Annotated in this window: 23 protein-coding genes; 11 read left to right on the plus strand and 12 right to left on the minus strand. The window is 72.6% G+C overall.

Annotation, left to right across the window (positions count from 1 at the left end):
* Window positions 1-52 precede the first annotated feature (52 nt).
* Both ACFYYF_RS02310 and ACFYYF_RS02315 read left to right on the plus strand, forming a co-directional pair.
* Window positions 53-1,405 carry an NAD(P)/FAD-dependent oxidoreductase gene (locus ACFYYF_RS02310; protein ID WP_361675223.1) on the plus strand — a complete coding sequence of 451 codons (1,353 nt, stop codon included), beginning with the start codon at window positions 53-55 and terminating at the stop codon, window positions 1,403-1,405.
* 150 nt (window positions 1,406-1,555) lie between these two features.
* Entirely contained in the window at window positions 1,556-2,947 is a 1,392-nt protein-coding gene (locus ACFYYF_RS02315) for a S1 family peptidase (protein WP_361675226.1), read from the plus strand.
* Between the two features lie 107 nt (window positions 2,948-3,054).
* Here ACFYYF_RS02315 and ACFYYF_RS02320 read toward each other — a convergent pair whose 3' ends face one another.
* Window positions 3,055-3,246 (minus strand): hypothetical protein, encoded by a 192-nt coding sequence (locus ACFYYF_RS02320; protein ID WP_361675229.1) that lies wholly within the window; start codon window positions 3,244-3,246, stop codon window positions 3,055-3,057.
* 75 nt (window positions 3,247-3,321) lie between these two features.
* Window positions 3,322-4,017, minus strand: coding sequence for a L,D-transpeptidase family protein (locus ACFYYF_RS02325; RefSeq protein WP_361675232.1), 696 nt, complete (start codon window positions 4,015-4,017; stop codon window positions 3,322-3,324).
* 245 nt (window positions 4,018-4,262) lie between these two features.
* Here ACFYYF_RS02325 and ACFYYF_RS02330 point away from each other — a divergent pair, with 245 nt between their 5' ends.
* Window positions 4,263-5,663, plus strand: a complete 1,401-nt coding sequence (locus ACFYYF_RS02330; protein WP_388770457.1) for a pyridoxal phosphate-dependent decarboxylase family protein — start codon at window positions 4,263-4,265, stop codon at window positions 5,661-5,663.
* 182 nt (window positions 5,664-5,845) lie between these two features.
* Here ACFYYF_RS02330 and ACFYYF_RS02335 read toward each other — a convergent pair whose 3' ends face one another.
* From ACFYYF_RS02335 to ACFYYF_RS02355, 5 genes are all read right to left on the minus strand, one after another.
* Entirely contained in the window at window positions 5,846-6,199 is a 354-nt protein-coding gene (locus ACFYYF_RS02335) for a VOC family protein (RefSeq protein ID WP_361675238.1), read from the minus strand.
* A 57-nt stretch (window positions 6,200-6,256) separates the two neighbouring features.
* Window positions 6,257-7,063 carry an SDR family NAD(P)-dependent oxidoreductase gene (locus ACFYYF_RS02340; RefSeq protein WP_388770460.1) on the minus strand — a complete coding sequence of 269 codons (807 nt, stop codon included), beginning with the start codon at window positions 7,061-7,063 and terminating at the stop codon, window positions 6,257-6,259.
* Window positions 7,064-7,124: 61 nt separating this feature from the next.
* Window positions 7,125-8,051: an SDR family oxidoreductase gene (locus tag ACFYYF_RS02345; RefSeq protein ID WP_361675243.1), complete on the minus strand. Its 927-nt coding sequence runs from the start codon at window positions 8,049-8,051 to the stop codon at window positions 7,125-7,127.
* 165 nt (window positions 8,052-8,216) lie between these two features.
* On the minus strand, window positions 8,217-8,846 hold the full coding sequence (locus ACFYYF_RS02350; protein ID WP_388770463.1) for an MBL fold metallo-hydrolase: 630 nt from the start codon (window positions 8,844-8,846) through the stop codon (window positions 8,217-8,219).
* Window positions 8,846-9,931, minus strand: coding sequence for an S-(hydroxymethyl)mycothiol dehydrogenase (locus tag ACFYYF_RS02355; RefSeq protein ID WP_388770465.1), 1,086 nt, complete (start codon window positions 9,929-9,931; stop codon window positions 8,846-8,848). Before ACFYYF_RS02355 ends, ACFYYF_RS02350 begins: the two co-directional genes overlap by 1 nt.
* A 353-nt stretch (window positions 9,932-10,284) precedes the next feature.
* Here ACFYYF_RS02355 and ACFYYF_RS02360 point away from each other — a divergent pair, with 353 nt between their 5' ends.
* Both ACFYYF_RS02360 and ACFYYF_RS02365 read left to right on the plus strand, forming a co-directional pair.
* Window positions 10,285-11,892, plus strand: a complete 1,608-nt coding sequence (locus tag ACFYYF_RS02360) for a rhodanese-like domain-containing protein (protein ID WP_388770468.1) — start codon at window positions 10,285-10,287, stop codon at window positions 11,890-11,892.
* Window positions 11,889-12,635, plus strand: a complete 747-nt coding sequence (locus ACFYYF_RS02365; RefSeq protein ID WP_388770470.1) for a sulfite exporter TauE/SafE family protein — start codon at window positions 11,889-11,891, stop codon at window positions 12,633-12,635. Before ACFYYF_RS02360 ends, ACFYYF_RS02365 begins: the two co-directional genes overlap by 4 nt.
* Window positions 12,636-12,638: 3 nt before the next feature.
* On the opposite strand, the gene ACFYYF_RS02370 is transcribed toward ACFYYF_RS02365, so the two are convergent.
* Complete coding sequence (locus tag ACFYYF_RS02370) at window positions 12,639-12,926, minus strand: metal-sensitive transcriptional regulator (RefSeq protein ID WP_361675259.1); 288 nt, start codon at window positions 12,924-12,926, stop codon at window positions 12,639-12,641.
* Window positions 12,927-13,008: 82 nt separating this feature from the next.
* On the opposite strand from ACFYYF_RS02370, the gene ACFYYF_RS02375 reads away from it, so the two are divergent.
* From ACFYYF_RS02375 to ACFYYF_RS02385, 3 genes are all read left to right on the plus strand, one after another.
* The gene (locus ACFYYF_RS02375; RefSeq protein ID WP_388770473.1) at window positions 13,009-13,581 is read left to right on the plus strand and encodes a rhodanese-like domain-containing protein; all 573 of its coding nucleotides are present in this window, start codon (window positions 13,009-13,011) and stop codon (window positions 13,579-13,581) included.
* 95 nt (window positions 13,582-13,676) lie between these two features.
* Complete coding sequence (locus ACFYYF_RS02380) at window positions 13,677-15,425, plus strand: ABC transporter ATP-binding protein (protein ID WP_388771530.1); 1,749 nt, start codon at window positions 13,677-13,679, stop codon at window positions 15,423-15,425.
* A 235-nt stretch (window positions 15,426-15,660) separates the two neighbouring features.
* Window positions 15,661-16,563: a helix-turn-helix transcriptional regulator gene (locus ACFYYF_RS02385; protein WP_388770475.1), complete on the plus strand. Its 903-nt coding sequence runs from the start codon at window positions 15,661-15,663 to the stop codon at window positions 16,561-16,563.
* A 172-nt stretch (window positions 16,564-16,735) separates the two neighbouring features.
* Here ACFYYF_RS02385 and ACFYYF_RS02390 read toward each other — a convergent pair whose 3' ends face one another.
* Window positions 16,736-17,032, minus strand: coding sequence for a hypothetical protein (locus ACFYYF_RS02390; RefSeq protein WP_388770477.1), 297 nt, complete (start codon window positions 17,030-17,032; stop codon window positions 16,736-16,738).
* Between the two features lie 171 nt (window positions 17,033-17,203).
* Between ACFYYF_RS02390 and ACFYYF_RS02395 the strand changes: the two genes are divergently transcribed.
* On the plus strand, window positions 17,204-17,569 hold the full coding sequence (locus ACFYYF_RS02395) for a nuclear transport factor 2 family protein (RefSeq protein ID WP_361675274.1): 366 nt from the start codon (window positions 17,204-17,206) through the stop codon (window positions 17,567-17,569).
* 308 nt (window positions 17,570-17,877) lie between these two features.
* On the opposite strand, the gene ACFYYF_RS02400 is transcribed toward ACFYYF_RS02395, so the two are convergent.
* Window positions 17,878-18,870 (minus strand): polyprenyl synthetase family protein, encoded by a 993-nt coding sequence (locus tag ACFYYF_RS02400; RefSeq protein WP_388770480.1) that lies wholly within the window; start codon window positions 18,868-18,870, stop codon window positions 17,878-17,880.
* Window positions 18,871-19,065: 195 nt separating this feature from the next.
* Between ACFYYF_RS02400 and ACFYYF_RS02405 the strand changes: the two genes are divergently transcribed.
* Entirely contained in the window at window positions 19,066-20,310 is a 1,245-nt protein-coding gene (locus ACFYYF_RS02405; protein ID WP_388771532.1) for a glycosyltransferase, read from the plus strand.
* Between the two features lie 549 nt (window positions 20,311-20,859).
* Here the strand turns inward: ACFYYF_RS02405 and ACFYYF_RS02410 are convergent.
* Complete coding sequence (locus ACFYYF_RS02410; RefSeq protein WP_388770483.1) at window positions 20,860-21,531, minus strand: TetR/AcrR family transcriptional regulator; 672 nt, start codon at window positions 21,529-21,531, stop codon at window positions 20,860-20,862.
* 237 nt (window positions 21,532-21,768) lie between these two features.
* Between ACFYYF_RS02410 and ACFYYF_RS02415 the strand changes: the two genes are divergently transcribed.
* The gene (locus tag ACFYYF_RS02415; RefSeq protein WP_388770485.1) at window positions 21,769-23,028 is read left to right on the plus strand and encodes a YncE family protein; all 1,260 of its coding nucleotides are present in this window, start codon (window positions 21,769-21,771) and stop codon (window positions 23,026-23,028) included.
* A 7-nt stretch (window positions 23,029-23,035) separates the two neighbouring features.
* Here ACFYYF_RS02415 and ACFYYF_RS02420 read toward each other — a convergent pair whose 3' ends face one another.
* On the minus strand, window positions 23,036-24,904 hold the full coding sequence (locus tag ACFYYF_RS02420; RefSeq protein WP_388770488.1) for a cellulase family glycosylhydrolase: 1,869 nt from the start codon (window positions 24,902-24,904) through the stop codon (window positions 23,036-23,038).
* Window positions 24,905-24,974 lie beyond the last annotated feature (70 nt).

Consider the following 24,974-nt stretch of genomic DNA (forward strand, 5'->3'; position numbering starts at 1 on the left):
ACCCGTGTGAGCCTGGGCTCGCGGCTGACACCAGTGGAAAGAGGCTGCTCTGATGCAAGGACCGAACATCGTCATCGTCGGCGCCGGTTTCGCCGGGGTCGAGGCCGCCAGAAGCCTCGAACGGACGCTGACCCCCGGCGAGGCCCGGGTCACCCTGATCAGCCCCACGGACTATCAGCTCTACCTGCCGCTGCTGCCCCATGTCGCCGCCGGCGTCGTCACCCCGCAGTCCGTCGCGCCCTCGCTGCGCCGCATCCTGCAGCGCACCGCTCTGGTGCCCGGCGGAGTGATCGGTGTCGATCCCGAGGCCAAGGTGTGCGTCGTCCGGAAGATCACCGGGGAACTCGTCGACCTGCGCTACGACTACCTGGTGCTCACTCCGGGAAGCGTGACCCGCACCTTCGACATCCCCGGGCTGGCGGAGGAGGCGCGCGGTATGAAGACGCTCGCCCAGGCCGCCTATCTGCGCGACCACGTGATCGCCCAGCTCGACCTGGCGGCGGCCACGCCGGACTACGACGAGCAGGCCGCGCGCCTCCAGTTCGTGGTGGTCGGCGGCGGATACGCGGGCACCGAGACGGCGGCCTGCCTCCAGCGCCTGACCAGCGCCGCGGTCAAGCGCTACCACCCCCGGATCGACCCCGGCCTCATCAAGTGGCATCTGGTCGACCTCGCACCGAAGCTGCTGCCCGAGCTCGGCGACAAGCTGAGCGCGAGCGCGCTGGAGATGCTCAGCAAGCGCGGCGTACGGATCTCGCTGGGCACGTCCGTCGCCTCGGTCACCAAGGACGAGGTCACCCTCACCGACGGGCGGGTGCTGCCGTCGCGGACGCTGGTGTGGACCGCGGGCGTGGCGGCGAGTCCGCTCGTCGACTCGCTGGGCGCGGAGACCGTGCGCGGACGGCTCGTCGCCGAACCCGACTTCAGGGTGCCGGGACTTGACGGGGTGTTCGCACTGGGCGACGCGGCGGCGGTGCCCGACCTGGCCAAGGGCGACGGCTCTCCCTGCCCGCCGACCGCGCAGCACGCGGCCCGGCAGGGCCGCCACGCGGCCAAGGTCCTGGCGGCGAAGCTGCGCGGTGAACCCACCCTGCCCTACCGGCACAGGGACCTCGGGCTGGTCGTCGACCTCGGCGGCCACGACGCCGTGTCCAAGCCGCTCGGCATCGGCCTCAAGGGCGCGCCCGCTCAGCTCGTGGCCCGCGGATACCACCTGTACGCGCTGCGAACGGGCTCCGCCCGGTTCCGTACGGGTGCCAACTGGCTGCTCAACGCCGTCGCGGGCGACGACTTCGTCCGCACCGGCTTCCTCGCGGACCGCAAGGGAACCCTCCGCGACTTCGAGCGTACGGATGTGTATCTGACCCGGGACGAGGTGGCCGCCCGGACCCGCGCACGCCTCTGACGCGGTCGCTCCCGACGCGAACCGGCCACCTCCGCCACAGCTCCCGACGGCGGTGAACAACCGGGCCGGGGCGCACGTATGAGGGGAGGGCCCTCGACCGGGGCCTTCGGCGGCGGTGTCGCCGCTCCGTACGGTTTCGGGAGCCCACGCATGAGGCACGCACGACGACGGATCGTCCAACGGGGGGCGCGACTCGCGGCCGTCGGCGGGCTGCTCTGCGGAGGGTTCATGGTGACGCGCGCCGTGGCGAGCGAACCGTCCGACGCGTCGCGCGCCACGGCGAATCCGGCGCAGGCCGCGGCGGACACGGGGGCCGGTCTCGTGTCCCGGCTGGGTACCTCCCGGACGGCCGGCAACTGGATAGCCGCGGACGGGCGTCCGGTCGTGGCGGTCACCGACGCGGACGCCGCGGACGCGGTGAAGCGGGCCGGTGCCCGGCCGAAGGTCGTCACGCACAGCATGCAGGACCTCAAGTCCGCTACGCAGACGCTGAGTTCGGCTCCCCGGGTGCCGGGTACGGCGTGGGCTGTCGACTACACGAAGAACGAGGTGGTGGTGCAGGCCGACAGCACGGTCTCCGCCACCGACTGGTCGCGCATGACGAAGCTGGCCGACGGCATCGGCGACTCGGTGCGGATGCAGCGGACCCAGGGCACGTTCACCACCCGGGTGAACGGCGCGCAGGCGATCTTCTCGACCGGCGGGCGCTGCTCGGCGGGCTTCAACGTGACCAGCCCGCAAGGTGAGTTCATCCTCACGGCCGGACACTGCGGCCCCGAGGGATCGATCTGGTTCTCCGACAACACGGGCCGCCAGCAGGAGGGCCGCACCGTCACGACGGCGTTCCCCGGCAGTGACTTCTCGCTGATCCAGTACGACAACGGCCGTCAGCCCTCGGACGCGAGCAACGTCGTGGCCATCGGCGGCGGCAACGGCGTACGGATCACCGGAGCCGCCGATCCGACCGTGGGCCAGCGGGTCTTCCGCAGCGGCAGCACCAGCGGACTGCACGACGGCAAGGTGACCGCGCTCAACGCGACGGTCAACTACCCGGAGGGCACGGTCACCGGGCTCGTCGAGACCACGGTGTGCGCCGAACCGGGCGACAGCGGCGGCCCGTTGTTCTCCGAGGGCATCGCGCTCGGGGTGACGTCGGGCGGCAACGGGGACTGCCAGAGCGGTGGTACGACGTTCTTCCAGCCCGTCACCAAGGCGCTGACCGCGCTGGGTGTGACCCTCGCGGGTCAGCCGGCGCAGGGCGCCGGTGGTGCGGCCCAGTCGTCCGCCGCCCCGTCGGCGACGGCCTCGGCGATGGCCTCGCCGGGAGGGGCGCCGGGCGCGGCGGCTCCGGGCGCGGTGGAGGCGGTGGGTGGCACGGGGACGGCCTCGACGTTCGTCGCCGCGCTCATCGACCCGCAGAACGTCGGCCCCGGCCTGCTGGTCATCGGGGGAAGTGTCATCGCGCTGGTGGCGACCCGGTTCATCCGGACCGAGAAGGACCGCAACGCCTACCGGCGGCAGTATTCACAGAGCTGGGGCTGAGCGCTTCGGACCCGGAGCCGGGTGTCCGGGTCCGGGTCGTCGAAGGCCTGTGCCGAAGTGCGAGGCGAGGGCTCCCGTGGAAGGGGAGCCCCGTCGGACGCGAAGGGTCAGGCGGCCCGGGTCGCCGAGGACGACGGGGCGGCCTTCGCCCACTCCAGGACGAGGCGCTGATACTCGCGCCGCTCGTCCATGTTCAGCGACCCACCTGCCCGGAACCAGAGCGCCCGGATCTCCTCGTTGACTTCGGCAGCGGATCGCTGAGTCTCGTTGTCAAGAGTGGTGCACATGCCGTGAAGCATACGGCCCTTGACGTGAAGATGATGTGAGTAAAGACCCACCGGGCGACATAACGGACCGTGAAGCTCGTCACTCGCTCACGTGCCGGGCTTGCGGCCGTACACGTAGACGTCGTCACCGTTCCTGAGCAGCGACCAGTACTTCTTGGCCGTCGTCGGGGTCATGTTGACGCAGCCGTGCGAGCCGGGCGGGTTCCACATGCTGAGGCCCACCGAGTGGAAGGCCTGGCCGCCGTCGAAGAACTGGCTGTACGGCATGGCCACGTTGTAGATGGTCGAGACGTGGTCGATGTCACGCCAGTAGATCTTCTTCAGGCCGGTGCGGGTCTCGTAGCCGTTCCGGCCGGTGCGGACCGGGACCGGACCGTAGACGAGGCGGCTGCCGTCCTGGATCCAGCTGAGCTGGAGCGTGAGGTTGACGCAGGCGATCCGGCCCTTGTTGACCGGGCACTTGCCCTCCCGGTTGGGGTTGGTCCCCACGGCCTTCTGCTTGTTCATGAGATCCATCACGCCCCAGGTGACGGGGCCCGCGTACCCGATGTTCGGGGTTATGCCGTGCTTGTTCTGGAAGGCCTGGATCGCCTTGCAGTCCGCGGTGGACTGCCGGCCGTCCACGGGCCGCCCGAGGAACTTCTCCACCTGCTTCTGATACGGGCCGGCGGCCGTCGTGCAGCTCGCGGCCTGCGCGGGCGTCGCGCCCAGCGCGAGCGTGAGCGGCGCCACCAGTCCCGTGAGTCCGAGCGCTACGGCTCCCCGCCTGCCGATGTCCCCCATGGCGGACCTTCCTGTTCGTGTTCTTCTTCGTGTCTGCTCTGCTAGACCGCCCTAGAGGGTATTGCGTTGTACGGCCGGGCAGACAGGCACGAAACCGTGACATTCCTCGCTGCGACGGCTCCGGTCCCCCGGCGGCGAGCCGGCACACCCGGCCTGTCGGACACTACTGCGGGCGCCCCGCGAATCAGTCCGGTTTCTCCGAATTGGACCGCTCTTTCTGCCTCTGTGCCTCTTAGGCTGCCGCCATGCACTCGACGCTCTCCGACGACCTCGACCGGCTCCCCGAACTCCTGCAGACCGCCCGGGACTTCGCGGTCCGAGAGGTGAGCGGCCTCGACGGCCGTCCCGTCGCCCGGCTCGGCAAGGCGCCCGCACCCGACCCGCTTCCGGCCGAGGGCGCCGGTGCCGAAGGAGCCCTGGCCCGGTTCGCCGGGCGCTGGGCACCCGGGTTCTCCGGCTCCGCGGGTCCGCGCTACCTCGGCTTCGTCACGGGCGGCGCGACGCCCGCCTCGCTCGCCGGGGACTGGCTGACCAGCGCCTACGACCAGAACGTCTCGGGCGCCGCCGGATCCTTCGCGAGCGCGCTGGAGCACGAGACGCTGGCCTGGCTGCGTGAGCTGTTCGGGCTCGGCGAGGAGCATCGCGGGGCGTTCGTGAGCGGTGCGACGGTCGCGAACACGGTCGGGCTCGCGATCGCGCGGGAGTGGCTCGGCGAGCGCCGGGGCGTGTCGGTCGCGCAGGAGGGAGTCGGCGCGCTCGGTCCGGTGGACGTGCTGTCGGGCAGTCCCCATTCGAGCGTCACCAAGGCCCTGTCCGTGCTCGGCCTCGGGCGGGGCAGCCTGCGCGGGGTGCCGGTGCTGCCCGGCAACCGTGAGGCCGTCGACGTCGAGCGTCTCGATGCCGCGCTCGGCGCGCTCGACGGGCGTCCGGCCGTCGTCGTGGCGAACGCCGGGACGGTGAACACCGTCGACTTCGACGATCTGCGGGCCATCGCCGCGCTCCGGGAACGCCATGACTTCTGGCTGCACGTCGACGCGGCGTTCGGCGGGTTCGCCGCGCTGTCGCCCGCGCACTCCCCGTTGGTGGCCGGCCTGGACGAGGCCGACTCCGTCTGTGTCGACCTGCACAAGTGGCTCAACGTCCCCTACGACGCGGCCGTCCAGTTCACCCGTCGCCAGGACCTCCAGGTCCGGGTGTTCCACAACGCCTCGCCCTACCTGGGACTCCCGGGCGGCGACCCCGACTTCCTGCACCTGACGCCGGAGAACTCACGCCGGCTGCGCGCGCTCCCGGCCTGGTTCTCGCTGGCCGCCTACGGGCGCGAGGGGCATCGGGAGATCGTCGAGCGGAACGTCGCGCTCGCCCGGCGGCTGGGTGAACGGATCGCCGGTGCCCCTACGTTGCGGCTCCTTGCTCCGGTGCGGCTGAACGTCGTGTGCTTCACGCTCGCCGACGACCCGACGGAGGGCCGCGTGCGGGCCCTGGCCGACGCGGTCGCCGCCTCGGGCGAGGCCTTCGTGACACCGACGTACTACGACGGCACGCACGCGCTGCGCGCCGCGTTCAGCAACTGGCGTACGTCCGAGGCGGACACGGACCGGGTGTTCGCGGCCATCGAGCGGCACGGCACGGAGCCACACCGGTGACGGCCCGCGCCGGAGTTGGCCCGGCCTCGCGGGCATGAGCTTTCGAGGCCCCCGGCCGTACGGCGCCCACCCGGCCGGGACCGTGCGCCGACGCGCCCGAGCGGCCGGCGGCCTCCACCGGCCGCCGGGGGCTCCCGGCGGCGGTGTTCCGGAGGAAGGGGGTGCGTCGGCTCGTGCTCGGGTCAGGCGGGCTGCCACAGTTCGATGCGGTTGCCCTCCGGGTCGGTGACCCAGCCGAAGCGGCCGACGCCGTCCATGTCCTGGGTCTCCTCCGCCACCTCCGCTCCCCGGGCGCGCAGTTGCGCGAGCATCGCGTCCAGGTCGCGGACACGGAAGTTGAGCATGGTCTGCTGCGCGGGGGACCCAAAGTAGTCGGTTCCCGACTCGAAGGCCGCGAACACGGTCGGCCCGGCCTCCGGGCGCCACAGGCCGTTCTCGTCGGCGTCCAGGCCCAGACTGTCGCGGTACCAGGCGCTCAGGGCCGCCGGGTCGGAGGCGCGCAGGAAGTATCCGCCGATTCCAAGTACACGTTCCATGCGGCCATCCTGTCAGGAAGGGCGCGGGACGGACCGGCACCACACCTGCCGCCCGCCTCAGCTTCCGTCCTCGTCCACTCCCCCGACCACCTGCCGGAACCCCTTGTTGACACCCAGCAGGCCGCCGTCGACGCACAGGGTCGTGCCGGTGATCCAGGCGGCGTCACCGGAGGCGAGGAAGGCGACGGCGGCGGCGATGTCCTCCGGCTCGCCGACCCGGCCGAGCGGATACAACAGCCGGGCCGCGGAGGCGAGATCGTCCTCGCGCCCCTCCCAGGCCGTGGTGCGGATCGTGCCCGGGGCCACCAGGTTGACCCGCACTCCCCGGTCGGCGGCGTGGCCGGCGAGGGTGCGGGTGAGCGACATGAGCCCCGCCTTGGCCGCGCTGTAGGCGTGGTTGCCGAAGTCCTGGATGCCGTTGACGGAGCCGATCGTGACGATGGCCCCGCGTCCGGAGGCGACCAGGTGCGGGAGCGCGGCGCGGGCGCACCGGTAGGCGCCGGTCAGGGTGACGTCGAGGTCGGCGGCCCAGTCCTCGTCGCTCTCGTCCTCGAAGAGCGGGGCGTCGGGGGTGCACCGGTAGGCGTTGTTGACCAGGACGTCGAGCGAGCCGAAGGCGTCCACGGCGTACGCCACGGCCGCCTCTACCTGGGTCCGTTGTCCCACGTCGCAGGTGAACGCCTCGGCCACCGAGCCGAGTTCGCGCAGTGCGGCGGCGGTCTCCTCGGCCGCGGCCGGGTCCACGTCGGTGACGAGGACCTGAGCGCCTTCCGCGGCCAGGCGGTGCGCGGTGGCCGCGCCGATCCCGCGGGCCGCGCCGGTGATCAGGACCCCGTACCCCTCGAAGCGCCTCATCGCTGTCATGGCTGGGAAGGTACCTCCATGATCGTCGCAGCGACAGAGGCCGGCACTCACGGGTGGTTCGTCAGCGGTAGCCGGTGACGTCCGCCGGCTTCCCCTTGTCCTGCACCTCGACCATGTAGCGCCAGGCGTCCGGCCTGCTGCCGTCCCGGTCGGTGAAGCCGTACACCCCGGCGAGTCGACCGCTGGAGAGGGACTGCCCGTTCCAGCGTGCGCGTTCGGGGTCGGCGGCCAGCGCGGCGACGGCGCGCCCCACGTAGAACGGCGTCTCGGAGATGGCGAAGTGCGGCTGGTTCTCCTCGGCGTCGTGCCAGTTCTCCTCGGTCACGCCGAAGGCCTCGAGCATCATCTCCGAGCGCAGCCAGCCGGGGGTGAGCGCGACGGCGGTGGCGCCGCGCGGGCCCAGTTCGTGCCCGAGGGCGAACGCCATGCGCAGGACGGCGGACTTGGCGATGTCGTAGAAGAAGGAGACACGGTAGGTGTCCCGGTTGTACTCCGCGGTGCCGTCGGTCATCTCGACGACCAGGCCGCCCGGACGCCGCAGCAGCAGGGGCAGCGCGTGGTGGCTGGTGATCGCGTGGGTCTCGATGGCGAGCCGGAGCATCCTGCGTCCGTTGTCGAGGTCGTGCTCCCACACGGGCGCGTCCCACTCGAAGAGCTTCTCGCCGCCCCAGATGTCGTTGACCAGGATGTCGAGCCGGCCCTGTTCGTCCGCGATCCGTTCCACGAGCGCGGCCACCTCGGCGGAGACGAGGTGGTCGGTGGGGACCGCGATGCCCCGCCCGCCGGCGGCGGTGACCAGGTCCGCGGTGTCCTCGATGGTCTCGGGGCGGTCGTACTCCGAGCGGCGTTCACGGGTGCTGCGGCCGGTCACGTAGACGGTGGCGCCGGCCGCGCCGAGTTCCACGGCGATCCCGCGGCCCGCGCCCCGGGTCGCGCCCGCCACCAGTGCGACCCTGTCCCTCAGCGTGCCTTCCAACGGCCCTGACATGTCCGACCTCCGTGCGCCGTAGCGTCCACGGGCGCTCGCCCGTGGCTTCTCCGAGCGTCTCGCGGAAGCCGGACATCTTCTGTCAGGTATGTGTGTGGCGTCGCCGCCGTTCCGCCGCGCGGCGGAAACGGACGGACGGACGCGACCGCCGTAGGGCGACGGGCCTCAGTGACCGCGCGCGATCCACGCCTGAAGGTGCGGGGCCTCCGCTCCGATGGTGGTCGTCTCGCCGTGTCCCGTGCGGACAACCGTGTCGGCGGGCAGGGTGAGCAGCCGGTCGCGGATGGACTCGATGATCGTCGGGAAGTGGGAGTAGGACCGGCCGGTCGCCCCCGGGCCGCCCTGGAAGAGGGTGTCGCCGGAGAAGAGCGTGCCGAGGCCCGGGTCGTAGAGGCAGACCGCACCGGGGGCGTGGCCCGGGGTGTGCAGCACGGTCAGGTCGGTGCCCGCGGCCTCGATCACCTGCCCGTCCTGGAGCCAGGCGTCGGGCATGCGGTCGGGGTGGGTGAGCTTCCACAGCGGCAGGTCGTCCGGGTGGAGCCAGATGGTGGCTCCGGTGCGCTCCGCGAGGGCGGGGGCGGCGTCGATGTGGTCGTTGTGGGCGTGGGTGCACACGATCCCGCGCAGGCGGCGGTCGCCGACCGCCTTCGCGATGGCGTCGGCGTCGTGCGCGGCGTCGATCACGACGGCCTCGTGGTCGTCGCCCACGATCCAGACGTTGTTGTCGACCTCCCAGGTTCCGCCGTCGAGCTCGAACGTGCCCGAGGTGACCAGGTGTTCGATGCGCGCGGTCATCAGAGCATCACCACCGAGCGCAGCACGTCGCCGTGGTGCATCCGTTCGAAGGCCGCCTCGATGTCGTCCAGGGCGATCGTCTCGCTCACGAACGCGCCCAGGTCCAGGCGTCCTTGGAGGTGCAGGTCGATCAGCATCGGGAAGTCGCGGGAGGGCAGACAGTCGCCGTACCAGGACGACTTGAGCGCGCCGCCGCGGCCGAAGACGTCGATCAGCGGGAGTTCGAGCTTCATGTCGGGGGTGGGCACGCCGACCAGGACGACGGTGCCGGCGAGGTCGCGGGCGTAGAAGGCCTGCTTGTACGTCTCGGGGCGGCCCACCGCCTCGATGACGACGTCGGCGCCGAAGCCGCCGGTGAGTTCCCGGATCGCCTCGACGGGGTCCGTCGAACGGGAGTTGACGGTGTGCGTCGCGCCGAGCTTCTCGGCGGTCGTGAGCTTGCGGTCGTCGATGTCCACGGCGATGATCTTCGCCGCGCCGGCGAGCCGGGAGCCCGCGATCGCCGCGTCGCCGACGCCGCCGCAGCCGATGACGGCGACGGTGTCGCCCCGGCCGACGTTGCCGGTGTTGATGGCGGCCCCGATGCCGGCCATCACTCCGCAGCCGAGCAGTCCGGCGACCGCCGGGGAGACCGCCGGGTCGACCTTGGTGCACTGTCCGGCCGCGACCAGCGTCTTCTCGGCGAAGGCGCCGATGCCGAGGGCCGGGGACAGTTCGGTGCCGTCCTTGAGGGTCATCTTCTGCTTGGCGTTGTGGGTGTTGAAGCAGTACCAGGGGCGCCCGCGCAGACAAGCGCGGCACTGTCCGCACACCGCACGCCAGTTGAGGATCACGAAGTCGCCGGGTGCCACGTCGGTGACACCGGCGCCGACCGACTCCACCACTCCGGCCGCCTCGTGGCCGAGCAGGAACGGGAAGTCGTCGTTGATGCCGCCCTGCTTGTAGTGCAGGTCCGTGTGGCAGACCCCGCAGGCCTGGATCTTCACCACGGCCTCGCCGGGCCCCGGATCGGGCACGACGATGGTCTCGACGCGCACCGGCTCGTTCTTGCCCGGTGCGATCACGCCCCGTACTTCCTGCGCCATGTGAGTAAGCCCTTCGCTGGATGGACCTTCCATCGACCGACCCTACGGGGTGACCAGCCGGTAGAAGGCCAGGTGGCCCGCGGCGGCTCCGGTCCGGGCGCCGCGGACGGTCACTCGCGCCCACCGGCCGCGCCACCGCCCGCGGCCCTCGCCCGGCACCGGGGCGCACCGGCGCCTCGTCTCCGAGACCCCCGAGGGCACCCCGGCACCTCGCCGCGGATACCCCCGGAGGCACACCGGCACCTCCTCCCAGATACCCCCGGGGGTACCTCTGCTACGGTTGAAATACCCCCGGGGGTAATTTTCACCGAGCCGCGAAGCCTTCGGGCTTCCCGCGGGAGAGGAGTGCTGCCGTGTTCTTCGTCGACACCATCGAGGTGGCGGGCCTGGGCAACCGGAGCTATCTGGCCGGCGGTCCGCACACCGCCGTCGCCGTCGACCCGCCCAGGGACGTAGAGCGGATGATCACCGCGGCGGCCCGGCGGGGCGTGCGGATCGCGTACGTCGTCGAGACGCACCTGCACAACGACTACGTGAGCGGCGGCCTGGAGCTGGCCCGGCTCACCGGGGCCGCGTACCTGGTCCCGGCCGGTGCCCGTGTCGCGTTCGAGCGGGTGCCCGTGGCCGACGGCGACAGCGTCCGCGTGGACGCCGGGCTGACCCTGGAGGCGCTGGCCACACCCGGCCACACCCCGCACCACACCTCGTACGTCCTCCGGGAGGACGGGCGGGCCGTCGCGGCCTTCACCGGCGGCTCCCTGCTCATCGGCACGGTCGGCCGGCCCGACCTGGTGGAGCCGCGGCTGACCGGGGAGCTGGCCCGGGCGCAGCACGCGTCGGCGCACCGGCTCGCCGCGGAGCTGCCCGACGACACCGCCGTCCTGCCCACCCATGGCTTCGGCAGCTTCTGCTCCGCCGGGACCGCCGACGGCGACACGACCACCGTCGGGCGCGAGCGCGCCGGCAACGAGGCCCTGGTCAAGGACGTCGACACGTTCGTCGCGGACCTGCTGGCCGCCCTCGACGACGTGCCCGCGTACTACGCCCACATGGGCCCCGCCAACGCCGGGGGCCCTGCCCCCGTCGATCTGACCCCGCCCGCGCCCGCGGACGCGGGTGAGATCGCCGCGCGGCTCGCGGCCGGCGAATGGGTCGTGGACCTCCGCAGCCGGATCGCGTTCGCGGCGGGGCATGTCGCCGGAGCGGTCAACTTCGAGGCGGACGGGCAGCTCGCCGTCTATCTGGCCTGGCTGCTGCCCTGGGGCAAGCCGGTCACCCTGCTCGCCGAGTCCCCGCAGCAGCTCGCCCGCGCGCAGCGCGAGCTGGTGCAGGTCGGCGTGGACCGTCCGGCCGCGGCGGCGGTCGGCTCGCCGGCCGACTGGCTGCGCGAGGGGGAACGGCCGCGCGCCTTCCGGCGCGCGGGCTTCGCCGAACTGGCCGAGGTGTACGCCCCCGGCGAGACCGTGGTCCTGGACGTACGACGTGACTCCGAGCGGGCCGGCGAGCACATCGCGGGGTCGGTGCACATCCCCGTCCACGAGGTGCGCGACCGGCTCGGCGAGATACCCGACGGAACCGTCTGGGTGCACTGCGCCGGAGGCATGCGGGCCGCCGTCGCCGCCTCACTCCTCGACGCGACGGGCCGCGACGTCGTGGCCATCGACGACACCTTCGCCACGGCGGCCACATCCGGCCTGCCGATGACACGATCCACCGACCCGGCCCACAGCGCCGCCGCCTCAGGCGCTCCCGCGGACCCGGCCACCGTCGCGGCCTCCACGGGCCCGGCGACTCCCGCTGCCGCCGGCGCTCCCGACGACGAACACGGCGCTCTCTTGGGCCTGGTCACCCCCGCAGCCTCCGCCGGCCCCGTCGCCCCCACGGCCGTCTCCGGTCCGGTGGCTCCCACTCCCGACGGCCCCGGTGCCGCAGGCGGCGTGTTCGAGGATTCCTCGGCGTGAGTGTTCTGATCCTCGCGCTCGTCGCCGGGGCCGTGACCGGGATCGCACTCGGGGCGCTGGGCGGGGGCGGCAGTGTGCTGACCGTGCCGGCCCTGATCTACCTGCTCGGCTTCACGCCCTCGGCGGCCACCACCGCGAGTCTGGTCATCGTCACCCTCACCTCGGCGACCGCGCTGTCGGCGCACGCCCGGGAGGGCACCGTCCGCTGGCGTGCCGGAGCGCTGTTCGCGCTGGCGGGGCTGGTCCCCGCGGCACTGGGCGGGGCGGTCTCCGGACTGCTGCCGCCGGCCGTGCTGACCGGCGCGTTCGCGCTGATCGCAGGCCTGGCGGCGTTCCGGATGCTCCGGCCGGCGGCCGGCGGGGCGGGAGCCGCGCCCGCGGGGACCGGCCGGATCACCGGGACCGGCGCCGGCCTCGGCGCGGTGACCGGGGTCCTGGGGGTGGGCGGCGGCTTCCTCGCCGTGCCGGCCCTGGTGAACGTCGTGGGTCTGCGGATGCGGGCCGCCGTCGGCACCAGCCTGCTGGTGATCACGGCCAACTCGCTCGCCGCGCTGCTCGCCCGCGCGGGATCGGCCCAGCGAATCGACTGGGCGGTCGTCGCGCCGTTCGCGGCGGCCGCCGTCCTCGGCGCGTGGGACGGCAAGCGGCTCGCGGCCCGGCTGTCCGGCGGCACGCTTCAGCGGATCTTCGCCTGGGCCCTGCTGGCCGTGGCGGCGCTGATGCTGCTGGACGTCGTGCTGTGAGGCTCAGGCGAGCGACAGGAAGAGCTTCTCCAGCCGGGCCCGCATCTGCTCGCTGGTCTCACCGTTCGCCGCGCCCTTCTCGACGTCGGTCAGACACTGCTGGAGTCCGGTGGCGATGATCGCGAAACCGGCCCGGTCCAGGGCGCGGGAGGCGGCGGCAAGCTGGGTGACCACGTCCTCACAGTCGCGCCCCTCCTCGATCATCCGGATCACGCCGGAGATCTGTCCCTGCGCCCGGCGCAGCCGGTTCAGCACCGACTTCAGCTCGTCACCCGCGAGTTCCAGTTCCACGAACACTCCTCAGTCCATACCCCTAGGGGTATCTTACTCCGCCCTCGCGGGGTACCTCCGAAGAGCAAGGATGACACTCCCCATGAACACCCCCGTCTCCCTCGACGTCGACCAGGCCCGCGCCCGCCTCGGCGAGCTGACCGTCATCGACGTCCGGACCCCCGGCGAGTACGCCTCCGGCCACCTGCCGGGCGCCCTGAACGTCCCGCTGGACCGGCTCCGCCACGCGCTGCCCGCGCTCGGCAAGGCCCGTACCGGACTGCTCATGGTCTGCGCCTCCGGCAACCGCTCGGCGAACGCCTGCGCCCTGCTGGCCGAGCACGGCGTGGCGGCGGCCACACTCACCGGCGGCACCGGCGCCTGGGCGGAGCGCGGGCACGCACTGCACCGCCCGGCCGCCACCGCACGGGCCGGCTGGTCCATGGAACGCCAGGTCCGGTTCACCGCCGGCACCGTCGTCCTCACCGGTCTCGGCCTCGGACTCCTGCGCCCCGGCTGGCGGTTGCTCTCCGCCGGCGTCGCGGGCGGCCTGGTCTTCTCGGCGCTCACGGACACCTGCGGCATGGCCGCGATGCTCGCGAAGCTCCCGCACAACCGGCCCCGTCCGGCGGACCTCGACGCCACCCTCGCGGCACTGGAGGAACGCGTGTCCTGAAGTCGGCGCGGAGCGGGGGCAGTCGGGACCGGTCCGTCCGGGCCGCCGACGTAGCCTGAGTGCCCGTCCCCACTCCCGCGAGGAGCACCGTGAGCCTGACCGAGGCCGAGCCCGAGGTGCCCGCGTGGCACCTGCTGCTCGGGTACGTACGACCGCACCGCCGAGCCCTGTTCGGGGGCGCGCTGCTGGCACTCGCGACCGGGGCCACCGGTCTGCTGCTGCCGCTGGTGGCGCGCGGGCTCATCGACGACCTGTCGCACGACCGCCCGATCGGACGGGCCCTGCTCGGCATGGCGGCCCTGGTCGTGACCAACGCGGCCGTGGGCGCGCTGGGTTCGTACGTTCTGCGGCGCACCGCCGAGTCGGTGGTGCTGGGCGCGCGGCGGACGCTCTCCTCGTATCTGCTGCGGCTGCGCATACCCGCCGTGGACCGCAGCGAGCCCGGCGACCTGATGGCGCGCATCACCTCCGACACGACCCTGCTGCGCGAGGTCACGACCGATTCGCTGGTCGGCCTCGGCACCGGCGGCCTCACTCTCGTCGCGACGGTGGTGATGATGGGCCTGGTCGACCCGGTACTCCTCGGCGTCACGCTGGGTGTGGTGCTGTGCGCGGGATCGGTGCTCGGCGTGATCCTGCCGCGCATCAACCGGGCGAGCAGACGGGCCCAGGACGCGGTCGGGGTGATGGGGGCCTCCCTGGAGCGGACCCTCGGCGCGCTGCGGACGATCAAGGCGTCGGGCGCCGAGGACCGTGAGGAGCGGAACGTCCACGAGGCGGCCGAGGAGTCCTGGCGGCAGAGCGTGCGGGCGGCCCGCTGGTCGGCGGCCGCCGGGAACACGGCCGGTCTGGCGATGCAGGTCGCCTTCATCACGGTCCTCGCGGTGGGCGGCGCCCGGGTCGCGACCGGCGCCATCGACGTGGGCACCCTGGTCGCCTTCCTGCTGTACGTGTTCTACCTGATGTCACCGATCCAGCAGGTGGTCGGCGCGGTCACGCAGTACCAGGCCGGTGCCGCCGCGCTCGCCCGTATCCAGGAGGCGCTGCGGCTGCCCGCCGAACCCGCCGCCCCGCCCGCCCCGCTGCCGGCACCGGGCGCGGAACCCGCGACGCTCGCCTTCGAGGACGTCCGCTTCCGCTACGCCGACGATCTGCCGTACGTCCACCACGGTGTGACGTTCGCCGTCCCGGCCCGGGGCCTCACCGCGTTCGTCGGTCCGTCCGGCGCGGGCAAGACCACCGTGTTCTCGCTCATCGAGCGGTTCTACGAGCCCGAGGCGGGAGTCATCAGCGTGGACGGCCGCGCGCTGGAGGAGTGGGAGCTGCCCCGGCTCCGGTCCGCCATCGGGTACGTCGAGCAGGACGCGCCGGTGCTGTCCGGCTCGCTGCGCGACAACCTCCTGCTCGGGGATCCGGGGGCCGAGGAGGGCGAACTGGCACGGGTGCTGAGGACGACCCGCCTCGACGGCCTCGTGTCCCGGCTGCCGAACGGCCTGGACACCCTCGTCGGGCATCGCGGCACCAAGCTGTCCGGCGGCGAGCGCCAGCGCGTCGCCATCGCACGGGCCCTGCTGCGCCGCCCCCGGCTGCTGCTCCTGGACGAGGCCACCTCGCAGCTCGACGCGGTCAACGAGGCGGCGCTGCGCGACACGGTCGCCGATGTGGCCCGTACGACCACGGTGCTGGTCGTCGCGCACCGGCTGTCCACCGTCACGACGGCCGACCGCATCGTCGTGATGGACGCGGGCCGCGTCCGCGCCGTGGGCACCCACCGCGAACTCGTCGCGGCGGATCCGCTCTACGCCGAACTGGCCGCCACCCAGTTCCTCGCGACCGCGGGGTGACCGCCGGGCCACCTCGCGGCCGCGGGATGACCGCCGGGCCGTGACCGGCGCGGGGTGACCGCCGGGCCGTCACCGCGCCGCGCCGCGACGGAGAAATCCGCGGGGTTTCCTTGGCGACGCTCCGGCTCTCCTCTATCGTGATGCCCTTCTTTCCGCCCCGGGGGCGGTCGTCCGCGCACGGCCGGCTCCGGCCGGGCGGCGAGCACGTCCCACCCGGATACGCAGGCGACTGATCATGGTCAAGAACCGAGACCCGGCCCGGCGGCCCCTCCCCGGGATCATCTCCGCGGCCCCCGCCGGCCCGCCCGCCGGCCTGGAGGTGATCTCGCTGGCCGCGCTGCGCGCCCGGACCCGTGCCGAGGGCACCGACCTCGGCGTCCCGCAGCGCCCCGGCTTCCACCAGGTGCTGACGCTGGTCTCCGGCAGCCTGCGCCAGACCGTGGACTTCACCGCCCATGACGTCGGGCGGGACTCCTGGCTGTGGACGCGCCCGGGGCAGGTCCTGCAGTGGGGAGATCTCACGCGGGCCGAGGGGACCCTGATCGCCTTCCAGCGGGACTTCCCCGGCGTGGCCGCCGTCCGCGCCGCCCGGCTCGACGATCCGCACGCGCGCGTGCTGCGCACCCCGCGGGACGGGGCGGCCGCCTCGCTGCGGGTGGCGACCGAGCACCTGGAGCACGAGTTCCGGGCACCCGGGCGGCTGCCCCGCGACGCGCACGGCACCGTACTGCGTCATCTGCTGGACGTGCTGATCCTGCGCCTGGCCCATCTGGAGGGGGCCGACACCCCGGCCACCGGAACAAGCGAAACCTTTCTTCGCTTCCGCGCGGCCGTCGAGCGGGACTTCGTGCGCACCCGGCGCGTGGACGACTACGCCCTCACCCTCGGCTACTCGGCCCGCACCCTGTCCCGGGCCGCCCTCGAATCGGCGGGGATCGGCGCCAAGGAGTTCATCGACCGCCGGGTGATCCTGGAGGCCAAGAGGCTGCTCGCGCACACCGACCTGGCCGCCGCCCGCATCGCCGACCGGCTCGGCTTCTCCAGCGCCACGAACTTCGCCAAGTACTTCCACCAGCGCGCCGGCCAGGCCCCCATCGCGTTCCGCACGGCGGTACGCGGACGGGTGGAGACGGGGTGATCCGCGAGGGCACCAGGTCCGCCCCGCCATGCCCGGGGCTCCGGCGGAACGTCACGGTTCCGCCGGAGACCCCACGGCTGCCGGCCGACGGCCCTCGGCCGCGGCCGTCGTCGCCCGCGCCCGGGAGTGCGGGCATGACGTCGCGGGGCGGACGGGAAGGGCCGGACAGGTTCTAGGCCTGGATGCCCGGGAGCAGGCCGGTCACCGGGGCGGCGAGGTCGGTCACCTGGTGCAGCTGGTTCAGCTCGTACAGTCCGTTCAGTCCCGCGAGCTGGCGGGAGGGCATCGGCAGCTGGCCCTGGTGTGCGGCGGGGATGTCGCTCGTCGCGAGCGAGTCGAGCGTGGCCATGGGGCTCACCTTGCCGGCGTCGTGAGCCTCGGAGCCCGCGGCCGCCGCCATCGGCGCGGCAAGCCCCGTGACGCCGACGGCGAGACCAACGGCGGCGACGATACGTCGTGTTGAGATCATGCAATCAGCAACGGCCGCGGCCCCGGGGCGGACACGGCCCGGCACCCGCGCTCACCCGAGAGGCGCATCGGGCGCCTGCGTTTGCCGTGGGCCGCGAGGCGGAGGACGCTCGATACTGAGGCGCTTCGCGGTCGGCTCGTGGCCGGTCCGCGCCTTCCCGAGGAGGTCACCATGGGCACAGCGGCAGCCCCCGCCTTCGACACCGAGGCGCTGCGCCGGGGCATTGAAGGACACACTGCGGCAGATCTGCTGTCGCTCTACGCGGACGACGCGGAACTGCGCATCGTCGACCGCAACACCCAGCCCAGTCACCCGATGGTCAAGCACGGCCGCGCCGAGATCGCCGAGATGCTCAACGACGTCTACAGCCGGGACATGACGCACAAGATGGACCAGTGCGTCGTCCAGGGCGACCACGTCGCCTACACCGAGACGTGCGTGTACGCGGACGGGGTGCGGGTCATGAGCACGTCGATGATGTCGTTGCGCGACGGCAAGATCGTCGAACAGACGCTGGTACAGGCATGGGACGAGTAGGGAGAAACTGGCCGAAGGTCCAGGTCACGTCTCGTCTGACCTGGACCTTCTCCGCGGGCGCGGCGATGGGTCGTTCCCGTCCCGACCGCTCTCGCCGCCGTACGGGAGTCCGTGCGGCGGGCCTGCGGGTGTCCGCCTCCCTGCTGGACTCGCTCCTGCGGACCGCGCGTTCTCAGCCGCGCCCTCCGGCGCCCCGGTCCCCCCGCCGGCTGCGCATCCGGCCCCGCTGACTCACGGCCTCCCTGACTCACGGCCTCGCTGACTCACGGCCTCGCGCGCGGGCCGGCGTCCGGGCCGCGACGTCGCGGTCAGAGCCGGGGCGTGACCGCCCGGGCGGCTGGCTCCACCGACCTGAGAAGCATCGGGGAGGCCCGGTCCACGAAGTCGTGCAGCACCGCCGAATAGGCCGGGTCGCCCCCGAGTTCGCGCAGGAGGTGGTGAGCCCGTTCGGTGAAGACGCTGATGTCCTCCTCGTACCGGCGCAGCACGTCCGGGGAGAGCAGGATGCCGGTGAGTTCCGCCCAGGCGTCGGGCGAGCGGCGACCGGCGGCGTGCAGTTCGAGGAGGCGGCCCGCGGCAGCGGGCCCGGCGTCCTCCAGCGCGCACGCCAGCAGGTAGGTGACCGTCCCGTTCGCGAGGTCTTCGTTGCGGCCGGTCAGGATGTCCTGCTGGTCGTTGAAGAGCTGCCACAGGATGCCGAAGACGTTGCCGAACTCCCGCCAGAGGTCGACTCTTTCGTCCGGGCAGCCGGCCAGTCGCGCCGCCATGGCGGTGACCATGCTGTAGGGCGCGCCGGACTTCCCCAGATACGCCGTGACGACGGCGTCGCGCGTGGCCGCCCCCAGATCCGCGCGCAGGTCCCTCAACTGCCCCTCGGTCGCGTCGATCCAGCAGCTCACGATCTCGGCCGACAGCGGGCCGCGGACCTTCTCCGGTATCCGCGGCGACTGAACGACGAGCAGCGGAAGGGGAATTCCGCTGACGACCGTGGCGAGCAGCGCCTCGCTCTCGCGGAGACCACCGGCGGCGAACACAGCCTGGCCGTCGGCGAGGTCGTCCAGGTAGCACGCGGAGGTCCACCACAGTTCATGGACGACGGCCAGCGGAACGGCCGGTCCGGGCTCCCCGGTCTCCGCGGCGTGGACGATCATCGGCAGCACGGAATGGGGGTAGGCGAAGGTCCGGTGCTCCAGTAGCTCGGCGACCGCCGCCCGGACGGACAGGGCCGACGGTCCCAGCATGTCGAGCGCGGCGTTCCGCTCCGCCGCGATGTCCGCGGCCATGTCCCGATGCAGATCCATGTACGACTTCGCTCGCACGCAGTCCACCCCCACCACTGAATTGTTCGAGCGCCGATTCGATCATTCGCCATGATGACGAGCCAGAGCAACTTTGCGCCATGGCCGGTTTGTTGAGAATCCTCGTGCCCGGCCGTGCCGGGGTCGGGCCACCGGAGCGCGAACCTCGCCATACTGGATCTCGTGCGAGTAGCGATCATGACCGCGGGTTCGCGGGGCGACGTGGCGCCGTTCACCGGACTGGGGCACGGCCTGGTGCGGGCCGGGCACGAGGTGACCCTGGTGACGCACGGATGCTTCGCGGACCTGGTGACGGGTTCCGGGGTGGGGTTCCACCCGCTGCCCGTCGATCCGCGGGCCGAGCTGGAGTCCGGGCGGGGGCGGCGGCTGCACCGGAGCGTCACGGGCGCGGGGAAGATCGTCAGGCTGGCCGGGCTGGCCCGGTCGCTCGCCGGGCGGCTGACCGACGGCATGGTCGCGGCCGCCCGGGCGGGCGACGTCCTCCTGCTGTCCGGTTCGCTGGAACCGCTCGGCTACGCCGTCGCCGAGGGACTGGGGCTGCCCAGCATGGGCGTGCACCTCCAGCCACTGGCGCCGACCAGGCAGTTCGCACCCCCGGTGGCCGGTGCCAGCTCCTGGGGTCCCACGGTCAACCGGGCCGCCGGGTACGGGGTGAACCTGGCCGTCGAGCGGGTCTTCGCGGAGACGGTACGGGGCCTGCGCAAGGAGTTCGGCCTGCCGCCCGTGGGAACCGTCGCGGCCCGGCGCGCCCGTGAGCGGCGGGCCTGGCCGGTGCATCATGGGTTCAGTCCCCTGGTGGTGCCCCGGCCGCCGGACTGGAGACGCGGGCTCGACGTCTCCGGCTACTGGTGGCCGTACACCAGCGAGGACGCCCGGCTCCCCTCCGCGCTGGAGGACTTCCTGGACGCGGGACCCGCTCCGGTCTTCGTGGGCCTCGGCAGCGCGACCGTCCCCGATCCCGGGCGGCTGAGCGGGGAGATCGTGCGGGCCCTGCGGGCGGCCGGGCTGCGCGGAGTGATCCAGCGGGGGTGGGGAGAGCTGCACGCTTCCGGCGACGACATGTTCACCGTCGGCGAGGTGCCGCACTCCGTGCTCTTCCCCCGGACGGCGGCGGTGGTGCATCACGCCGGGGCCGGAACGACCGGGGCGGGGCTGCGGGCCGGAGTGCCCGCCGTGCCCGTGCCGGTCCAGTTCGACGAGGGATTCTGGGCGGCGCGGCTCGTCGCGCTCGGGGTCGCGCCGGGCGTCCTGTCGCCGCGCGGACTGCGCGCCGAGCGGCTGGCGCCGGCCCTGGTCCGGGCGACCACGGATCCCGCGTACCGCCGGAACGCGCGGGCCCTGGCGGAACGCCTTCGCACGGAGGACGGGGTGGCCCCGGTCGCGGAGACACTCACCCGCCTCGAACACCCCGGCCACTCCTGACGGGCCCGGGCAACGCCACCACCCTGGCGCTACCCACAGCCTCGACCACCCCGGCCACCCCCGAAGGGCCTGGGCCCGCCACCGCCCCGGCGGCACCCCGCCCGCCCCGAACACCCGGCCACTCCTGAAGAGCCCGGGCCCGCCACCACCCTGGCGCTACCCGCCGCCTCGAACACCCGGCCACCCCGAGGGCCCGGGCACGCCACCGCCCCGGCGGCACTCCACCCGCCCCGAATACCCGGCCACCCCCGAGCAGCACGAGCACGCAGCCGTCCTGGCGGCACTCCGCCCGCCTCGAACACTCCTGCCACCTCTGAAGAGCCCGGGCCCGCCACCGCCCCGGCGATACCCGCCGCCTCGAACACCCCAGCCACCCCGAGGGCCCGGGCGGTGGTTCGGGGGCCTCGGCGGTGACGGCGGGCCCTTGTGGCTGTGGTGGTCCCGGCGGCGATGGCTTCTCCCCCGACTCTGGCAGCTCCTGCCACCCCCGTGGCTCCGTGGCCCCGCGGCCCCGCGGCCCCGGTGAGGGTCGAGATCCGCCACGGCCGCCTACGGGCTACTGGCGCCGTCCGCGCCCCATCCCGCGGGGCGCAGGATCGCCAGGAGCTGGCGGACCAGTTCCTCCACCACCTCGTCCAGGGTCGCGTCCACCCAGCCGGCGTTCCAGTCGTGCAGCAGGCCGTTCACGCTGCCGATGAAGGCGGTGGCGGCCAGCCGGTAGTCGCGCGGGGCCGCCTCCCCGCGAGCGACGGCGGCCGCCGCCTCGCCGCAGATGAACTCCACCCAGCGGGCCCGGCGGGCGAGCCGCTGCTGCTCCAGCCGCGCGCTCACGCCGATGATCTCGACGAAGGTGATGCGGAGGCGGCGCGGATCGCTCGTCACGTTCGCCGCGTAGGCGCGGAAGAGGACGGTGACGCGTTCGGCGAGCGGCAGGTCGCGGGCCTCGCCGAGTGCGTCGAGGGCGGCCTGCTCGGCCCAGTCGTTGACCTGGAGGTGCAGGGCCGCCAGGACGTCCTCGAGGCTGCGGAACGCCTCGTAGAACTGGCGCGTGGACAGGCCGGCCGCCTCGCTGAGGGCCGCCACGGTCGTGGACCGGTATCCGGGACCGGCACCGAACAGTTCGAGCCCCGCGTCGAGGAAGCGACGACGGCGCTCCGCCTGCCGTTCCTCGGCCGTCCTGCCGCCGTATCGGCCGGTGGGCTGTCTGAGCCTGCCCGCCACACGTTCCTCCCTCGGCGCCGGACCGAACCGGCGTTCGCCCCTTCGGCGATTTTCTCGTGCACCGCCCTTGTGGAGAAGGTCTCCCAGTCCTTACTTTCCAGTAAGTACACTTTGAAAGCGCGCATGTTCAGATTTCCGCTTGTCATGCTCTCGCCACGCTGCACCTCGCGCGCACGACGCACACCCCCGGATCACCGTGTCCTGCCCCGCACGCCCCCACTACGACAGGGACCCTCCATGTCCGTGCTCAGAGTCAGACACCTCTGCACGCTCGCCGCGGCCCTCACGCTCACCCTCGGCGGCACGGCGACCGCCGCCTCCGCGGCCGGCGCCCGGGCCGCCGACACCGGCCTGCGCGAGGTGATGTTCGTCGGCAACAACTGGGAAGGCACCGCCGACGTCATCAAGTCCACCGGCGACTTCGCGAAGGTCGGCCGGATCGACGTCATCCCGGACAAGGCGGAGCGGATGGCGGCGATCAACGCCGATCCGATCAAGTGGGTCTACTTCATGGGCATCCGCAACGGTGTCGGCGAGGGACACGACCAGTTCGTCGACGACATGTACTCCACGCCGGACGGCAGGTCAGTGGTGGTCTCGCGCCCGAGCTTCGCCGACGTGGTCTCGATCGACCTCGCCACCGGACGGATCAACTGGCGTTTCCCCGTGTCGGGTTACCGTTCGGACCACATGGCCGTCTCGCCCGACGGCACCCGGGTCGCGGTGTCGGCGTCCACCGCGAACACCGTGCACGTGCTCGACATCACGACGGGCAGCCAGCTCGGCTCGTTCGCCACCGGCGACAAGCCGCACGAGAACATCTTCACCCACGACGGCAAGTACATCTGGAACATGGCCATCGGTGACGTGACCACCGCTCTCGACGAGCCCTGGCTGGACTGGACGAAGGGCGACCGGAAGATCACGGTCGTGGACGCGGCCACCTTCCGGCAGGTGAAGGTGATCGACATGCGCCAGCGCCTGGACGCCATCGGTCTCAGGGACTACTCGGACGCCGTGCGCCCGGCCGTCTTCTCGCCGGACGAGTCCAAGCTCTACTTCCAGGTGTCGTTCTTCAACGGCTTCCTGGAGTACGACGTGGCCACCGACAGGATCACCCGGGTGAAGACCCTCCCGAAGAACCCGGCCACCAGCAGCGACCGCACGACCTGGGTCAACGACTCGCGCCACCACGGCCTTTCGATGAACCCGTCGGGCACGGCGTTGTGCGTCGCGGGGACCATGGACGACTACGCCACGGTCGTCGACCGCGCGACCCTCCAGGAAGGGCCGCTGATCCCCGCCTCCAAGCCGTACTGGGCGACCGTGAGCGGAGACGGCAAGAACTGCGTCGTCTCCGAGAGCGGCGCCGACCAGGTCACCGCCATCGACTTCGCCACCGGGCAGAAGACCGTGTCGGTGCCGGTCGGCGACCACCCCCAGCGGGTCAGGCTCGGCCATGTCGAGGCGAACTGGACCGTTACAAACGGCAGCTGACGGGCGTTCAGCCGAACCGCGCGGCGGCCCAGGCGGCGAGTTCGGACCGGGCCCCGTCCAGCAGCGCGGCGGACGGGGCGCTCGCCCCGTTCGTGACCAGCGCGTAGTGCACGGTTCCCGGGCCGGAGGCGGTGAGCAGGAGGCGGCGGCTTCCGGTGCCGCCCGGCTCGGGGGCCACGGCGACGGGCGTGGCCGAGGTGTAGGCGGGCGGGGAGACCAGCGCGCCGAGATCGGACACCACCGTCGTGGCCGAGGTGGGGAACGAGGCCGGCAGATGGAGTTCCGTCGGGGCGGAGCCGCCGCCGGAGCGCCAGACGAGCAGGCCGTACTGACCCGTTCCGACCAGCCGGGAGACCTGGGGAAGCGTCGAGGGGACCGGGTTCCAGGTCAGCGTGGTGGAGCCGTCGCGGGAGCGGTCCTCATAGGTGAAGGCGAGGGCCGCGCCCGCCGTGGCACCGGGGTAGATGCGGTCCAGGAGCCGGGCGTCCTGGCGCAGCACGGCCGTGCCCGAGTCGTCGAGGCGCACGGCGGAGAGGTCCTCGTCGTTCCAGGCGTCACCCGAGGTCCGCACCTTGTCCGGGTTGTCGTTCATCAGCTCGTGGTGACGGCCGCTGTAGATGTCCCACTGCCACTGGGCAGCGGACAGGACCGGTCCCGAGGAGGCCGCCCCGGTCCACCAACCGGAGCCGGGCAGACGGGAGTCGAGGGCCTGGTACATGGCCTTGTCGACGGTCGGGGCCTTGTCCGAGACCGTTCCGGAGAGCGGATGGCCGAACTCGCCGACGACCGCCGTCGTCCCGGCGGCCGAGGCCCGGTCCCGGACGGCGGCGAAGTCGCTCGCGTACTGGCCGTCCGACGCCTTGCCCCACATGAGGATGCCCGAGATGGCCTTCTGGTCGTAGAAGTGGGTGTTGAACACATAGCGCGATCCGAAGGGGCCCGCGTCGAGCAGTCCGCCCTCCTGCTTCTGGGAGGAGATGTTGGCGTTCCAGAAGAGGTTCGGCTCCACGAAGGCGGGCTTGTCCTGCCAGCCGGCCGCGTCCATGCGGGCCCGGAACCTGCCGTAGAACGGCCAGAGCAGGTCGCGCTCCCAGGTGCGGCTGGTCTGGCCCGCGTCGTAACTGCCCGCGTAGGGCTCGTTGTACGGGTCGAAGCCCGCGACTCCCGCGAACTCGGCCGCGGTGAGGTGCTCGCGGACGTACGTCATGGTGGCCTGGGCCGTGGTGAGGAACGCGTCCTGGAGCCCGTAGGAGTTGTGCCAGAAGTCGTACTGCGCGGCCTTGACGGCGTTGTTCTGGGTGATGTTCTGGCCCCAGAAGAGGCAGATGCCGCAGGACTCCTGCGGGTAACCACCGGCGGTCACCGCCCACTTGGGGGCGCCGTCGCCCGAGTACCAGCTTCCCGGGTTGAAGAGGTGGCGGGAGTAGAGGTCCTGGTGGAAGTCGGGGAAGACGCGGACGCCCGCGTCGAGGAAGGCGCGCATCTGGTCGGTGGCCGCCGCGAGATAGGCGTCGTCGACCTGACCGCGGACCGGTTCGGCGTGCGCCCACGACAGCAGGAAGCGGACGGAGTTGCCGCCGCCCAGGGCACGCAGCGCCCTCGCGGACCTCACCGCGTCGGCGACCGAGGCGAAGGGCAGTCCGCCGTTCTCCTCCAGCTTCGTCTCGCCGGAGACGTTGTAGCCGCGCAGCACGACCTCGCGCCCGAGGCCGTCGGTGAAGCGGCCGTTCGCGACCGTGAGGGTTGCGGCGGCCGGCTGGTCGAACCAGAGGGAGTCGGGGAGTCCGTCCGCGGCGGCGGGCCGGGTGCCCGCCGCCGTGAGGAGACCGGTGAGGAGTACGAGGACGCCGAAGAGACGCGCACGCAGTATTGGCATGTCCACAACATCCTGCGAAGGTCAGGAGCCGTCAACACCTCTGACTCATGAGTAAGTTTCGCGTTTCACC

The sequence above is a fragment of the Streptomyces sp. NPDC001914 genome (genome assembly GCF_042891215.1).
Taxonomy (GTDB): domain Bacteria; phylum Actinomycetota; class Actinomycetes; order Streptomycetales; family Streptomycetaceae; genus Streptomyces.

Excerpts from the sequence above, each read along its gene's own strand:
- ACFYYF_RS02395 (WP_361675274.1), top strand. The coding sequence starts at position 17,204 with ATGGGCACAGCGGCAGCCCCCGCCTTCGACACCGAGGCGCTGCGCCGG.
- ACFYYF_RS02385 (WP_388770475.1), top strand. The coding sequence starts at position 15,661 with ATGGTCAAGAACCGAGACCCGGCCCGGCGGCCCCTCCCCGGGATCATC.
- ACFYYF_RS02310 (WP_361675223.1), top strand. The coding sequence starts at position 53 with ATGCAAGGACCGAACATCGTCATCGTCGGCGCCGGTTTCGCCGGGGTC.
- ACFYYF_RS02345 (WP_361675243.1), bottom strand. The coding sequence starts at position 8,051 with ATGTCAGGGCCGTTGGAAGGCACGCTGAGGGACAGGGTCGCACTGGTG.
- ACFYYF_RS02375 (WP_388770473.1), top strand. The coding sequence starts at position 13,009 with ATGAACACCCCCGTCTCCCTCGACGTCGACCAGGCCCGCGCCCGCCTC.
- ACFYYF_RS02325 (WP_361675232.1), bottom strand. The coding sequence starts at position 4,017 with ATGGGGGACATCGGCAGGCGGGGAGCCGTAGCGCTCGGACTCACGGGA.
- ACFYYF_RS02340 (WP_388770460.1), bottom strand. The coding sequence starts at position 7,063 with ATGACAGCGATGAGGCGCTTCGAGGGGTACGGGGTCCTGATCACCGGC.
- ACFYYF_RS02415 (WP_388770485.1), top strand. The coding sequence starts at position 21,769 with ATGTCCGTGCTCAGAGTCAGACACCTCTGCACGCTCGCCGCGGCCCTC.
- ACFYYF_RS02390 (WP_388770477.1), bottom strand. The coding sequence starts at position 17,032 with ATGATCTCAACACGACGTATCGTCGCCGCCGTTGGTCTCGCCGTCGGC.
- ACFYYF_RS02330 (WP_388770457.1), top strand. The coding sequence starts at position 4,263 with ATGCACTCGACGCTCTCCGACGACCTCGACCGGCTCCCCGAACTCCTG.
- ACFYYF_RS02320 (WP_361675229.1), bottom strand. The coding sequence starts at position 3,246 with ATGCTTCACGGCATGTGCACCACTCTTGACAACGAGACTCAGCGATCC.
- ACFYYF_RS02350 (WP_388770463.1), bottom strand. The coding sequence starts at position 8,846 with ATGACCGCGCGCATCGAACACCTGGTCACCTCGGGCACGTTCGAGCTC.
- ACFYYF_RS02315 (WP_361675226.1), top strand. The coding sequence starts at position 1,556 with ATGAGGCACGCACGACGACGGATCGTCCAACGGGGGGCGCGACTCGCG.
- ACFYYF_RS02405 (WP_388771532.1), top strand. The coding sequence starts at position 19,066 with ATGACCGCGGGTTCGCGGGGCGACGTGGCGCCGTTCACCGGACTGGGG.
- ACFYYF_RS02355 (WP_388770465.1), bottom strand. The coding sequence starts at position 9,931 with ATGGCGCAGGAAGTACGGGGCGTGATCGCACCGGGCAAGAACGAGCCG.
- ACFYYF_RS02335 (WP_361675238.1), bottom strand. The coding sequence starts at position 6,199 with ATGGAACGTGTACTTGGAATCGGCGGATACTTCCTGCGCGCCTCCGAC.
- ACFYYF_RS02400 (WP_388770480.1), bottom strand. The coding sequence starts at position 18,870 with ATGGATCTGCATCGGGACATGGCCGCGGACATCGCGGCGGAGCGGAAC.
- ACFYYF_RS02420 (WP_388770488.1), bottom strand. The coding sequence starts at position 24,904 with ATGCCAATACTGCGTGCGCGTCTCTTCGGCGTCCTCGTACTCCTCACC.